The following is a 12862-nucleotide window of genomic DNA, read 5'->3' on the forward strand; positions in this document are numbered from 1 at the left end:
AGAGAACGGATGGATTTCACGCTGAGCGAGGACCAGGAAGCGATCCGCAGCGCGGTGGCCGCGGTCTGCGCGCGCTTCGGGGACGACTACTGGCTCGACCGGGATCACACGGGCGAGTTCCCGCACGACTTCTACGACGCGCTGGCGACCGAGGGCTGGCTGGGGATCTGCACCGCCGAGGCCTACGGCGGCTCGGGCCTCGGGATCACCGAAGCCGCGATCATGATGCGCACGATTGCCGAATCCGGGGCTGGCATGACCGGCGCCTCGGCGGTGCACATCAACATCTTCGGACTGAACCCCGTCGCCGTCTTCGGCACCGAGGATCAGAAGCAGCGTATGATCCGGCCCATGGCCGAGGGACGCGAGAAGGCGTGTTTCGCGGTGACGGAGCCCAATACCGGGCTCAACACCACGCAGCTGAAGCTGCGCGCGGTGCGCGACGGCAACGGCTGGCTGGTGAACGGCCAGAAGGTCTGGATCTCGACCGCGCAGGAGGCCGACCGGATCCTGCTTCTGGCGCGCACCACCCCGCTTGAGGAGGTCACCAAGCCGACCCACGGCCTCAGCCTGTTCTACGCCCCCTTCGACCGCGAGCGCATCAAGGTGCGCGAGATCGAGAAGATGGGCCGCAAGGCGGTGGATTCGAACGAGCTGTTCTTCGAGGATTTCCGCATCTCGCCCGACGACCTGATCGGCGAGGAGGGACGCGGCTTCGACTACATCCTGCACGGCATGAACCCCGAGCGGGTGCTGATCGCGGCCGAGGCGGTGGGCCTGGGCATGCTCGCGGTCGCCCGCGCCGCGCGCTACGCGAACGAGCGCATCGTCTTCAACCGGCCGATCGGCAAGAACCAGGCGATCCAGCACCCGCTGGCGAAATGCTGGGCCGAGCTTGAGGCGGCCTGGATGATGGTGCTGGCCGCGGCCACGGCCTACGACACGGGCAAGCCCGCCGGGGCCGGCGCCAATGCCGCGAAATATCTGGCCGGCGAAGCGGCGTTCAACGCCTGCCAGACCGCGATCATGGCCCATGGCGGCTTCGGCTATGCCAAGGAATACCACGTCGAGCGCTACCTGCGCGAGGTGTTCATCCCGCGCATCGCCCCGATCTCACCCCAGCTCTGCTTGTCGTATCTGGCTGAAAGAGTTCTGGGCCTGCCGAAATCCTACTGACCGTTTCCGCCGCGACGCTGAAACGCCTTTGGGAGGGGGCAGGATGCGAAGCCGAACCGAACCGATCGATCCCGCGGGGCTGGACCTCGCGCCCTGGCTCTACGCCGGCGACCGGGTCCTCGTGGCCCAGGCCTCGGGCGAGCCGGCGACGCTGGTCGCGGCCGCGCGCGCCCTGGCCGAGACGCGGCCGCTGACCTTCATCGTCGGCATGCTGATCACCCGCGGCTACGCCCCCGCGCCGGCACCGGCCCGCTTCGAAAGCTATGGCCGGCTCGGGCGCGCCGCGGCGCTGCCCGACGACCGGACACGGGTCCTGCGCCAGCCCTATTCCGCTTGGACCGCCGCGCTGTCGAATGGCGGCCATCGCGCCGATGTGGTGATGGTGCAGCTGTCGCCCGCCGACGCCCTTGGCCGCCACCATCTGGGCATGGGCGACCTGGTGATGATCGACGCCGCCCGCCGCGCCCGGCTGGTGCTGGCCGAGATCAATCCCGACACGCCGCGCACGCCCGGCACGCTCTGGCCCGCCGACCTGCCGATCCACCTGAAGGTCGCGGCCGCGGCAGCGCCGCCGGCACCGGCCGACCAGCCGGCGGGCGAGACGGAACGCGCGATCGCCGCCCATGTCGCCGCCGAGGTGCCCGAGGCGGCGGTCCTGCAGTTCGGCATCGGCCGACTGCCGCGCGCCATCGCCGAGGCGCTGTCCGGGCATCGCGATCTGGGCCTGCATTCCGGCGTGATCTCGGACGAGGTCGCGCGGCTGATCACCTGCGGCGCGCTGACCGGCGCCCGCAAGGAGTTCGACGCCGGACGCGCCGTCGCCTCGACCGTGATCGGCGGCGCCGGACTGCGCGGGCTGCTGGACGGCCCCGCACCGGCCGAGGTCCAGAGCACCGCCCGCACCCATGCCGCCGCGGTGATCGCCGGGCTCGCGCGCTTCACCGCGATCAACTCGGCCGTCGAGATCGACCTCGCCGGCCGCGTCAACCTCGAGCTTGCGGCCGGGCGCGAGATCGGCGGACTGGGCGGGCAGCCCGATTTCACCCGCGGCGCGCTGGCCGCCCCGGGCGGAAGGGCCATCGTCGCCCTGCCCGCGACCACCGGCGACGGCAGATCGCGCATCGTGGCCCGCGTCGCGCGCGAAAGTCTCGGCCCCGGGGCCGCCGACCGGGCCGTGACCCAGCATGGCGTCGCCCATCTGCGCGGCCAGCCGCCGGCCGAGCGGGCCCGCCGCCTGATCGCGATCGCCGCCCCAGAGCACCGCGAGGCGCTCGCCCGCGCCTGGCACGATCACGAAAGGGCCGCCCATGTCTGAGCCCATGTCTGAGTCCCTGCCCCGCACCGGCCCGCTCGCCGGCCTGAAGGTGATCGAGATGGCCGGCATCGGCCCCTGCCCCTTTGCCGCGATGGTGCTGGCCGATCTGGGGGCCGAGGTGCTGCGCATCGACCGCGCCGCGCCCCCCGGCCTTGGCATCGAACGGCCCGAGGCCTTCGACTACGTGCTGCGCGGGCGCAGCGCGGTGGCGCTCGACCTCAAGACACCCGAAGCGGTGGCGGCGGTGCTCGACCTCGTCGCTGGGGCCGATGCGCTGATCGAGGGATTCCGTCCCGGGGTGATGGAGCGTCTCGGCCTTGGCCCCGCGCCCTGCCTCGCGCGCAATCCCGCGCTTGTCTACGGCCGTGTCACCGGCTGGGGACAGGACGGGCCGATGGCGCCGCGCGCCGGGCACGACCTTGGCTATCTCGCGCTGTCGGGCATCCTGTCGATGATCGGTCCCGAAGGCGGCGCGCCGGTGCCGCCGCTGAACCTGCTGGCCGATTATGCCGGCGGCAGCCTGATGCTGGTGATCGGCCTGCTGTCGGCGCTGACCGCGGCGCGCGCCGGGGCCGGCGGACAGGTCGTCGATGCCGCGATGCTCGACGGGCTGGCGCTGCTTGGCACGCCGATGGCCGGCCTGCGCGCCGCAGGCCTGCACGACGGCCCGCGGGGCACCAACCTTCTGGACGGCGGCCTGCCGGAATATGCCTGCTACCCCTGCCGCGACGGCGGCTGGCTTGCCGTCGCCGCACTCGAGCCGAAGTTCCGCGATCTCGCGCTGGCGGGCTTCGGCCTTGTCCCCGCCGACTGGCCGATCGACCGCAGTCCCACCGGCCGCGCCCGGCTGCGCGCCGCGCTGGGCGCGGCCATCGCCACCCGCGACCGCGACGACTGGGCGCGGCTCTTCGCCGGCACCGACGCCTGCGTCACCCCGGTGCTGAGCCCCGAGGAAGCCCCGCACCACCCGCAGCTTGCCGCCCGCGCGACCCACGCCCCGGTCGCCGGCCACCTGCAACCCGCCCCGGCGCCGCGCTTCTCGGCCACGCCCCCTGCCCCGCCCGCGCCCTTCCGGCGTGAGGGACCCGAAGCGCTGGCCCGCTGGGGCCTCGACCCCGACCGCATCGAGAGGCTCGCCGGGACCGGCGCGCTCGTCTTCCCCGAACCCGTCTGAGGATTGCCCATGCCCGGCCTCTACTTCGAAGACCTCACGCCCGAACGCCACTTCCGCCACCCGCTGACGCGGACGGTGAGCGAGGCCGACAACACCTGGTTCAGCCTGATGACGCTGAACCCGCAGCCGCTGCACATCGACGCGCATTTTTCGGCCGGGACCGAGTGGGGCAAGCCGCTCTTCAACTCGCTGATGACGCTGGGGATCATGATCGGCATGTCGGTGCAGGACACCACGCTCGGCACGACCGTCGGCAATCTGGGCATGAGCGACGTGCGCTTCCCCAAGCCGGTGTTCCATGGCGACACCCTGCGATCCGAAACGCGTGTCGTCTCGGCGCGCGAAAGCAGGTCGCGCGGCGATGTCGGGATCATCGAGTTCGAACACAGCTGCTTCAACCAGAACGACGAGCTGGTGGCGACCTGCCGGCGCGCGGCGATGATGCGCAAGGCGCCGCAGTGATGCGCTCGATGCTCTTCGTTCCCGCCGACAGCGCGCGCAAGTTCGCCAAGGCCCGCGGCAGCGATGCCGATGCGCTGATCCTCGATCTGGAAGACAGCGTCGCGGCCGAGGCGAAGGACGGCGCGCGCGCGACGCTGGCCGAGATGCTCGCCGCCCCGCGCGATGGCGGCCCCCAGATCTGGGTGCGGGTCAACGCGCTCGACACCGGGCGCAGCGCCGGCGATCTGGCGGCGGCGATGCCGGGCCGTCCCGCGGGGATCGTGCTGCCGAAATGCGAGGGTGCCGGCGACCTGCGCCGGCTGTCCCACATGCTCGATGCGCTCGAGGCCGCCCATGGCATCGCCGAGGGCGCGACCGGCATCGTCTCGGTCGCGACCGAGACCGGGGCGGCGGTGCTCAACCTCGCCGGTCATCGCGGCGCCACGCCGCGGCTGCGGGGGATGATGTGGGGGGCCGAGGATCTGGCCGCCGATCTGGGCGCCACCACCAACAGCGACGGCACGGGCTTCTCCGAGCCGTTCCGGCTGGCGCGCAACCTGTGCCTGATGGCGGCGGCGGCGGCGGGGGTCGCGGCGATCGACACCGTGGCCACGCGGATCGACGATCTCGACCATGTCGAGGCCGAGGCCCGTGCCGCGCGGCGCGACGGCTTCGCCGCCAAGGCGGTGATCCACCCCAGCCACATCGCTCCGGTGAACCGCGCCTTCACGCCCACGCCGGACGAGCGCGCCTGGGCCGAGGCCGTGATCGCCGCCTTCGCGGCCGCGCCCGCCTCGGGCGTGGTGAAGATCGACGGTCGGATGATCGACAAGCCGCATGAACGCGCCGCACGCCGGATCCTCGGCGCGGGCGCCCACTGAGGCCCAACGAGGGGCCCGGGGCCCGAAGGGAGGACAAGATGAGCGGAGCCAATGCCATGGCCGGGGGCCAGCAGGTCGACGAGGGGATGCTCTCCCGCGGTCTCGGCCGGTTCGAACACGCCTGCGTCGCGCTGGCCGGCCTGTCGATCGCGGTGATCATGCTGGTCGTGGTCGCCGACGTGACGATGCGCTACCTGATCCACCGCCCGCTGAGCTGGTCCTACGACCTGATCGGGTCCTACCTCATGGTCGCGGTGTTCTTCCTCGCGATCTCGGACACGCTGCAATCGCATGGCCACATCGCCATCGACATCTTCGCCCCCGCCTTCAACCGCCGGATCGAGCATCTGGGCCTCGGGATCGGCTATGGCGCCTCGGCGGTGCTGATCGCCGTGATCGCCTGGCAGGGATGGCACCGCCTGGTGCAGGCGCAGGCCTCGGGCGACCTGATCAGCGCGACGGTGCCCTGGCCGACCTGGCCGACCTACGCCCTGCTCGCGCTGGGATCGGCGGCGATGGCGCTGCGCTGCGCGCTGCGCACGCTGGGCCATCTGGGCTCGGCCGTCGCCGGGCGCGACCTCGTGGGCCTGCCGCCGCGGGCGGAAACGGGCGAACATGCCGGGGAGCACGGCGAATGACCGTCACCATCGTCCTTCTTCTTCTCGTCGTCTTCCTGGTGATCGGGCTGCCGGTGGCGCTGGCGATGTCGGTGGCCGGCGCCGCCGGGCTCTACCTGCTGGGCGGCAGCGGCTTTCTGGTGGGCATCCTGCGCACCTCGCCGCTGTCCACCGCCAATTCCTACGAGATCATCACCATCCCGATGTTCATCCTGATGGCGGAATTCGTCATCCTGTCGGGCGTCGCGCGCGACCTGTTCCGGGCGGCGACGATCTGGGTCGGGCGGCTGCGCGGCGGGGTCGCCATGGCCACGGCACTGGCCGGCGCCGGCTTCGGCGCGATCTCGGGATCGAGCACCGCCGCGGCGGCGACGCTCGCCTCGACCTCGCTGCCCGCGATGATCGAACAGGGTTACGACCCGAAGCTTGCCGGCGGGGTGGTGGCGATCTCGGGCACGCTCGCCATGCTGATCCCGCCCTCGATCGCGCTGATCCTCTACGGGATCATCGCCGACATCCCGATCGGCGAGCTGCTGATCGGCGGCATCATCCCCGGCATCATCGTGACGCTTGCCATCATCCTGACCGTGGCCGTCCTCGTGCGGATCGAGCCGGCCGCGGCCCCCGCCGGCCGCGCCTATACGATGCGCGAGAAATTCGCCTCGCTGACACGGGTCGGCCCGATGCTGGTGCTGTTCCTGTCGGTCACCGGGGTGATCTACTCGGGCATCGCCACGCCGACCGAGGCCTCGGGGCTGGGCGCCTTCGTGGCCATGCTGCTCGCGATGTGGGAGCGCAAGCTGACCCTGCGGACCTTCTTCGAGGCGCTGCGCAGCACCGCGCAGACCAGCTCGATGATCCTGCTGATCATCCTTGGCGCGCATATCTTCGGCTACTTCTTCACCCTGTCGCGGGTGACCAACGACCTGACGGCCTGGGTCGGCGGGCTCGATGCGCCGCCGATGGCGATCATGGTGGTGATCCTGCTGGGCTACATCGTGCTCGGCTTCTTCATGGACCAGATCGCGATCCTGATCCTGACCGTGCCGGTGATGCTGCCGCTGGTCACACAGCTCGGCTTCGACCCGGTCTGGTTCGGAGTGATCATCGTGGTGACGGCCGAGGTCGGCATGGTCACGCCGCCGATGGGCATGAACGTCTTCGTCGTCGCCCGCTACACCCGCCGCCCGCTGGGCGAACTGTTCCGGGGCGTGATGCCCCATGTCTGGGCGCATCTGATCGTGATCGCCCTGATGACGATCTTCCCGGCGCTGATCCTGTGGCTGCCCTCGACCATGTGAGGGGCCCGGGCGCCGCGATGGCCAAAGACAAGACCCGCCGAACGTTCCAATGGAGGAGAACGGAATGACAAGGCTCTTCAAGACCGCGACCTGCGGCACCGCGCTTGCGGCGTTGTTGGCCAGTCCCGGCGTCGCCGGGGCCGAGACGCTGCGCGTGGCCGACAGTTTCCCCGTCGGCCACTACATCGCCGAGAACATGACCAAGGTCTGGATGGACAAGGTCACCGAGCTGACCAAGGGCGAGGTCACCTTCGAATACTATCCGGCCGAACAGATGGGCAAATCCAAGGACCTGCTGTCGCTCGCCCAGACGCAGGTCGTCGACATCGGCTATGTCGGCGTGTCCTACATCGCCGACAAGCTGCCGCTGTCGGCGGTGGGCGAACTGCCCGAGGCCTTCTCGAAATCCTGCCACGGCACCGAGGCCTACTGGTCGATCGCCAAGCCCGGCGGCGTGCTCGACCAGGCCGAGCTCGCGCCGCTCGACGTGCGCATGCTGCTGGTGATGGTGCTCTCGCCCTATCAGGTGATGACCGCCAAGACCGAGATCAAGGATCTAAACAGCTTCAAGGGCCTGAAGCTGCGCACCACCGGCGGCACCAAGGAGATCGCGGTGAGCCTGCTGGGCGCGACCCCGGTGACGATCCCGGCCCCCGAGACCCGCGAGGCGCTGTCGCGCGGCACGATCGACGGCGTGCTGTTCCCGCATTCCTCGGCCCTGCCCTACGGCCTCGCGCCCGAACTGAAATACGGCACGCAGGATCTCAACTTCGGCTCGTTCGTCGCCAGCTACGTGATCTCGGAAGACCGCTGGAAGCAGCTCTCGCCCGAGGTGCAGAAGGCGATGACCGACGCCGCCGAAGAGGTGATCCGCACGGCCTGCAAGATCGGCGAGGACCTCGACATGAAGGACAAGGCCGAGATGGAGAAGGAGGGCGTGACCTTCGTGTCGCTGCCCGAGGCCGACGCGACCGAGGTCGAGGCACGCATGGCCACGATCGGCGAGAAATGGGCCAAGGACCTCGACGGGCGCGGCAAACCCGGGACCGAGATCCTGAGCGCCTTCCGCGACGCGCTCAAGAAGACGGCCTCGATGAGCCAGTGACCGCAAGCGCACCGCCCGCGCCAAGTCGCGGGCGATGCAACAGTGGATGAGCCATGACCCAATGCCCGAACAACCCCGCCGGGTCGCACCGCACCCCTCGCTCGGCCACGCTGCTCGCGGGGCTCGTGGTGGCGACCGGCTTCCTGTTCAACTTCGTCGCGCGCGGAACGGTGGACACCTTCATGGTCTTCATCCTGCCGCTCGAGGCCGAATTCGGCTGGAGCCGCTCGACCCTCACCGGGGTCTATTCGGTATACCTGATCACCGCCGGCCTTGCCTCTCCGCTGTCGGGCGCGCTACTTGACCGGTTCGGGCCGCGGGTGACCTACACCGCGGGGCTCGTGTCGCTGATCGCGGCGATGGGCTGCGCCTCGCTCACCCGCAGCCTGTGGCAGATCTACCTGTTCCACGGCGTCTTCGGCGGCATCGCCGCTTCGGCGCTGGGGATCGTGCCGGCCGCGGCGCTGATCTCGCGCTGGTTCGACCGCCGCCTGTCGCTGGCGATCGCCATGGCCTATGCCGGCTTCGGCTCGGGCATCCTCGTGATCGTGCCGCTGGCGCAAAGCGCCATCGACACCGAGGGCTGGCGCATGGCCTACCGGATGCTCGCCATCGGACTGATGCCGCTGCTGCCGGTGCTGCTGCTGCTGCCCTGGGGCCGGATCGCCGCCGGCGACCGCACCATACGTGCCGCGCAGACCGCGGGCGCCACGCCCGCCCCGGCCGCCGGTCCGATCACCGAGGAGTCCGCCACCGTCGCCTCGCCCGCGCAACTGCGACCGCCGCGAGGCTGGACGATCCGCAGCGCGATGGGCACGCCGGAGTTCTGGCTGCTGGTGCAGTGCTTCTTCTTCACCGCCTGCTCGACCTACAGCGTCGTGGTGCAGACCGTGGCCTTCCTCGTGGACGAAGGCTATCCGCCGCTCGACGCGGCGCTGGCCTTCGGCACCTCTGGGATGCTGTCGATCATCGGCGTGCTGAGCGCGGGCTGGCTGACCACCCGTTTCGGTTACCGCTTCACCGTCACGCTCAGCTTCTCGGCGACGCTGCTCGGCGTGACGGCGCTTCTGGGCTTTGCCAGCTTCCCCACACCTGCGCTGGTCTTCGTCTACGTCTTGGCCTTCGGAATGAGCCAAGGCGCCCGCGGCCCGGTGGTCTCGACGCTGGCCTCGCGGATCTTCGCCCGCGGCTCGGTCGGCGCGATCTTCGGCGCGATCTTCATGACCATGTCCTTCGGATCGGCCCTCGGCTCTTGGGTGACCGGGTTCCTGCACGACCTCACCGGCGACTATCGCGCGGCCTTCGTCTTCTCCATCCTCAGCGTGTTCGGGGCCGTCTCGCCCTTCTGGTACTCGCGCCGCCTGCTCGCGCCGCAGGCGCTTCCCCCGCCCCCCTCGAAAGGAGAGCCCGCGTGAAACTGCTTGGTGAAGGCTTCTACTGGACCGACCTCGCGACGGGCGACCGCTTCCGCACCTTCGGACGCACCATCACCGAAACCGACATCGTCAATTTCGTCTCGGCGATGGGCATGCTGGAATCCCTGTTCCTCGACGCCGAATTCCGCGCCGCCCATTCCGCGATCCCGGGACGCCCCGCACCCGCCGCGCTGGCGCTCGGGCTGGCAGAGGGCATGGTGCTGAACGCCACCGGCCAAGGCACGGGCCTCGCCTTCCTGCACATGGAGATGAACGTCGTGGCGCCGGTCCTGCAGGGCGACACCATCCATGTCGAGATCGAGGTGACCGAGATCCGCCCCGCGAAGAAGGCCGGCCGCGGGCTGGTGCGGACCCGCAACGACATCGTCAACCAGCGCGGCGAGACGGTCATCACCTATACACCGCTGCGGCTCATGGCCGGCCGCCACGCCGCCGAGGCCGCGCAATGACAGGAGAGGCGCCGGACATCCCCCCTGCCCTGCCACCCCACGGCGACCCCGGCGTGCTGGCGACCATGGCCGGCCGCCGCTCGGTGCGCGCCTTTCTTCCCGACCCGGTGGCGCGCGCCACGATTGAGGCGATCCTAGACGCCGCCGCGCGCGCGCCCTCGGGGTCGAACACCCAGCCTTGGCGGGTGACGGTCCTGACCGGCGCCGCGCTCGACCGGCTGGGGCGCCGCCTGGAAGCGCTGGCGCTGTCGGGCGACGGCGGCACGCCCGAATACCACTACTACCCGCGCAACTGGCGCGAACCCTACCTGTCGCGCCGGCGCAAGGTCGGATGGGACCTCTACACCAGCCTCGGCATCAATCGGGCCGAGAAGGACCGCATGGCCACTCAGCATGCCCGAAACTACAGCTTCTTCGGCGCGCCGGTTGGCCTGATCTTTTCGATCGACCGCGACATGGAGCTGGGCAGCTGGCTCGACTACGGAATGTTCCTGCAAAACCTCATGCTGGCCGCACGCGCCCACGGGCTTGACACCTGCCCGCAGGCCGCTTTCGTACGTTACCCGCAGCAAGTGGCGGCGTTGGCGCAGCTGTTACCGGAGGAGAAGCTGGTTTGTGGCATGGCCTTGGGCCGCGCGGACTGGGCTGATCCGGCAAATAGATTCTGCACCGAACGAATTGGTACCGACACATTCACGAAATTTCTGAGCGAATGATCCGTCGCCTTTCCCGCATGCGCCAAGCGGTGGAGCCGATGCTCTTCCCGCTGAGAGCTGGACCATTTGGAACTGGGCTTCCGCCTAAGTCACCTTGATGGCAGAAGAGTCGAGGCGACTGGGAGCGGTTTTTCTAAATCCGCCTGCGATATGACGATCCCTTTGCTCGGAACTTGAATGGCGTCTTCGCCGATAGCGGACGTGCCCGGGTGGCCAGCGGCTTCAGTATCTCCCAACCTCCTGCGCCAACGCCAACGAACGCTCGCGCGCGGCACGGACTGCGCTGCGAAGGAGCCGAGGCAGCCCTTCGTCCATTTCCAGGACGCTGAGGCCAGCCTGCGTGGTGCCATGCCGGCTGGTCACAGCGCGTTTCAGATCCAGCACAGGGCGAGGATCGGCTTCGAGCAGCGCTGCCGCCCCGAAAAGCGTCTCCTCTGCCAAGAGATCCGCCAGAGCATCCGGCAGGCCCTCAGCGCGCGCCGCTTCGGCAAGGTGGTGGACGAAGGCGAAGACATAACCCGGACCGCTGCCGGCCACGGCGGTGGCGCTGTCGATCTGCCATTCATGCTCAAGCCATTCGACGCGCCCCGACCCCTCGAAGATCCGCGTGGCCTGCGTCCGGTCCTGCGCCGACACCCCGGCAGGCGCATAGCCGACCGTCATGCCGCGCGACACCAGCGCGGGCAGGTTCGGCATCATCCTCACAGTCCTGTCGGGGCCGAAGCGGGCCTGCAGCGCCTCGACCGTCACCCCGGCCATGATCGAGATCACCAGGCCGCAGTCCTGCGGGAAGTCGGAGGCGGGCTGTGCCGCGAACTGCTGCGGCTTCACGGCAAGGACCGTGACGTCGAAGGTCTGCCCTTGCAGGGGCGCCAGGCTGTCGAGGAACTGCACCCCATCGGCCGGCAGAAGCGACTTGGCCCTGTCGATGTCCCTGTCGACGACGATCAGCCGGGCCTCCAGACAGGCCCGCAACAGGCCGGCGGCGATGGCCGCGCCCATGTTCCCGCAGCCTAAAAACAGCACCTTCATCTCAGGCCCTCCGTTCGCCCATGCAGCCTTCGCGCGTGCAGCCCGCCGCGCCGATGCCGAGCGCCAGCAGCAGCCTGTCCAAGCCCTCCATGCAGGCGATCAGCGCCGCGAGCGACGCCCGCTCGTCGGCCCGGTGCGGCTGGGTGATGTCGCCGGGGCCGCAGATGATCACCTCGAGCCCGGCCTGGGCGTAGTAGCCCGCCTCGGTCACGCCATCCCAGGCAACCGGATCTGCGTCGCGGAAACACCGGCGCACGGCTTGCAGGAACGGCCCGTCGGAGGCTCCGCGGAAGGCGGGCACGCGCGAGCGCACCTCGGTCTCGATCCCAGCGGCGGGTTCGTTGCGCAGCATCCGGGGCAGGATATCGTTCTGCAGCAGGTCCCCGAGGCGCGCGAGGAACGCGTCGGGGTCATCCTCGGGCACGCTTCGGAATTCGTAGTCCAGCCGGCAGCTGTTCGCGATCATGTTGCGCGCGACGCCCCCGGCGATCACCCCGACCTGGATCGTCGAATGCGGCGAGGCATAGCCGCCGGGCACGGACCGTTCCGCGTAGCGGTCGCCCTCGGACCGCAGGTGCCCGATCAGCTCGCCCGCGAAATGGATCGCATTCGCGCCGAAGCGGATGCGGGCCGCGTGGCCATCCGACCCGGTGATCTCGGTTCGCAGTCCCAGAATGCCCTTGTGCGCGATGACCGGCGCCAGCCCCGTCGGCTCGCCCAGAAGGCACAGGCTGCCCGCCGGCAGGTTCGCCCGAAGGTAGGGCACAATGTCGCGCGCCCCGAAGCAGCCGGTCTCTTCGTCATAGGTCAGCACGAGATGCAGCGGCGCGTCCGCGGCCACGATCTCTGCTTCGAGGGCGAAGGTGAGGGCGGCGGCGACAAAGCCCTTCATGTCGGTCACGCCCCGCGCGCGCAGGCTGTCTCCGTCGCGCAGCAAACGGAAGGGATCGCCGGACCAGCTCTGCCCCTCTACCGGGACGACGTCGGTATGGCCCGCAAGCACCAGGCCGGGCCGGACCGGATCGCCCTTGACCGCATGCAGGTTCGCCTTGGTGCCGGTCGCGTCGGGCAGCACTGTCACCGCGTAGCCCGCATCGCGCAGGAGCTGCTCGCAGTAGCCGATCAATTCAAGGTTGCTGCGGTCGCTGATCGTTTTGAAGGCGCAGAGGCGCTCGAGGATGGCCAGCAGTGTTTCCGGTCTGTCTGTCACGGGAAGGAT

13 protein-coding genes are annotated in these 12862 nt (G+C 69.9%); 11 read left to right on the forward strand and 2 right to left on the reverse strand.

Going from position 1 to position 12862, the window contains the following annotated elements:
* The first annotated feature begins 9 nt into the window (after positions 1 to 9).
* From V8J36_RS01680 to V8J36_RS01730, 11 genes are all read left to right on the forward strand, one after another.
* Positions 10 to 1176 carry an acyl-CoA dehydrogenase family protein gene (locus V8J36_RS01680; protein WP_336465514.1) on the forward strand — a complete coding sequence of 389 codons (1167 nt, stop codon included), beginning with the start codon at positions 10 to 12 and terminating at the stop codon, positions 1174 to 1176.
* Between the two features lie 43 nt (positions 1177 to 1219).
* Complete coding sequence (locus tag V8J36_RS01685) at positions 1220 to 2491, forward strand: acetyl-CoA hydrolase/transferase C-terminal domain-containing protein (protein WP_336465515.1); 1272 nt, start codon at positions 1220 to 1222, stop codon at positions 2489 to 2491.
* Positions 2492 to 2495: 4 nt separating this feature from the next.
* On the forward strand, positions 2496 to 3665 hold the full coding sequence (locus V8J36_RS01690) for a CaiB/BaiF CoA transferase family protein (RefSeq protein ID WP_336465516.1): 1170 nt from the start codon (positions 2496 to 2498) through the stop codon (positions 3663 to 3665).
* Between the two features lie 9 nt (positions 3666 to 3674).
* A complete protein-coding gene (locus tag V8J36_RS01695) occupies positions 3675 to 4127 on the forward strand; it encodes a MaoC family dehydratase (protein WP_336465517.1) in 453 nt (150 codons plus the stop codon).
* 8 nt (positions 4128 to 4135) lie between these two features.
* Positions 4136 to 4987: an HpcH/HpaI aldolase/citrate lyase family protein gene (locus tag V8J36_RS01700; protein ID WP_336465518.1), complete on the forward strand. Its 852-nt coding sequence runs from the start codon at positions 4136 to 4138 to the stop codon at positions 4985 to 4987.
* Positions 4988 to 5025: 38 nt separating this feature from the next.
* A complete protein-coding gene (locus tag V8J36_RS01705; protein ID WP_336465519.1) occupies positions 5026 to 5625 on the forward strand; it encodes a TRAP transporter small permease in 600 nt (199 codons plus the stop codon).
* Positions 5622 to 6905, forward strand: coding sequence for a TRAP transporter large permease (locus V8J36_RS01710; protein WP_336465520.1), 1284 nt, complete (start codon positions 5622 to 5624; stop codon positions 6903 to 6905). Before V8J36_RS01705 ends, V8J36_RS01710 begins: the two co-directional genes overlap by 4 nt.
* 64 nt (positions 6906 to 6969) lie before the next feature.
* Positions 6970 to 8010 carry a TRAP transporter substrate-binding protein gene (locus V8J36_RS01715; protein ID WP_336465521.1) on the forward strand — a complete coding sequence of 347 codons (1041 nt, stop codon included), beginning with the start codon at positions 6970 to 6972 and terminating at the stop codon, positions 8008 to 8010.
* A 53-nt stretch (positions 8011 to 8063) separates the two neighbouring features.
* The gene (locus tag V8J36_RS01720; protein WP_336465522.1) at positions 8064 to 9425 is read left to right on the forward strand and encodes an MFS transporter; all 1362 of its coding nucleotides are present in this window, start codon (positions 8064 to 8066) and stop codon (positions 9423 to 9425) included.
* A complete protein-coding gene (locus tag V8J36_RS01725; RefSeq protein ID WP_336465523.1) occupies positions 9422 to 9895 on the forward strand; it encodes a MaoC family dehydratase in 474 nt (157 codons plus the stop codon). Before V8J36_RS01720 ends, V8J36_RS01725 begins: the two co-directional genes overlap by 4 nt.
* Positions 9896 to 9948: 53 nt before the next feature.
* Positions 9949 to 10611, forward strand: a complete 663-nt coding sequence (locus tag V8J36_RS01730; RefSeq protein WP_336465524.1) for a nitroreductase — start codon at positions 9949 to 9951, stop codon at positions 10609 to 10611.
* A gap of 222 nt (positions 10612 to 10833) precedes the next feature.
* On the opposite strand, the gene proC is transcribed toward V8J36_RS01730, so the two are convergent.
* Together proC and argE are read right to left on the reverse strand one after the other, a co-directional pair.
* A complete protein-coding gene (gene proC, locus V8J36_RS01735; protein ID WP_336465525.1) occupies positions 10834 to 11643 on the reverse strand; it encodes a pyrroline-5-carboxylate reductase in 810 nt (269 codons plus the stop codon).
* Between the two features lies 1 nt (position 11644).
* Positions 11645 to 12853 carry an acetylornithine deacetylase gene (argE, locus tag V8J36_RS01740; protein WP_336465526.1) on the reverse strand — a complete coding sequence of 403 codons (1209 nt, stop codon included), beginning with the start codon at positions 12851 to 12853 and terminating at the stop codon, positions 11645 to 11647.
* Between the last annotated feature and the right edge of the window lie 9 nt (positions 12854 to 12862).

This window comes from Frigidibacter sp. MR17.14 (assembly GCF_037095735.1).
Taxonomy (GTDB): Bacteria; Pseudomonadota; Alphaproteobacteria; order Rhodobacterales; family Rhodobacteraceae; genus Frigidibacter.

Coding starts and splice junctions, on each gene's coding strand:
- V8J36_RS01680 (WP_336465514.1), top strand. CDS start 10: ATGGATTTCACGCTGAGCGAGGACCAGGAAGCGATCCGCAGCGCGGTG.
- V8J36_RS01685 (WP_336465515.1), top strand. CDS start 1,220: ATGCGAAGCCGAACCGAACCGATCGATCCCGCGGGGCTGGACCTCGCG.
- V8J36_RS01690 (WP_336465516.1), top strand. CDS start 2,496: ATGTCTGAGTCCCTGCCCCGCACCGGCCCGCTCGCCGGCCTGAAGGTG.
- V8J36_RS01695 (WP_336465517.1), top strand. CDS start 3,675: ATGCCCGGCCTCTACTTCGAAGACCTCACGCCCGAACGCCACTTCCGC.
- V8J36_RS01700 (WP_336465518.1), top strand. CDS start 4,136: ATGCTCTTCGTTCCCGCCGACAGCGCGCGCAAGTTCGCCAAGGCCCGC.
- V8J36_RS01705 (WP_336465519.1), top strand. CDS start 5,026: ATGAGCGGAGCCAATGCCATGGCCGGGGGCCAGCAGGTCGACGAGGGG.
- V8J36_RS01710 (WP_336465520.1), top strand. CDS start 5,622: ATGACCGTCACCATCGTCCTTCTTCTTCTCGTCGTCTTCCTGGTGATC.
- V8J36_RS01715 (WP_336465521.1), top strand. CDS start 6,970: ATGACAAGGCTCTTCAAGACCGCGACCTGCGGCACCGCGCTTGCGGCG.
- V8J36_RS01720 (WP_336465522.1), top strand. CDS start 8,064: ATGACCCAATGCCCGAACAACCCCGCCGGGTCGCACCGCACCCCTCGC.
- proC (WP_336465525.1), bottom strand. CDS start 11,643: ATGAAGGTGCTGTTTTTAGGCTGCGGGAACATGGGCGCGGCCATCGCC.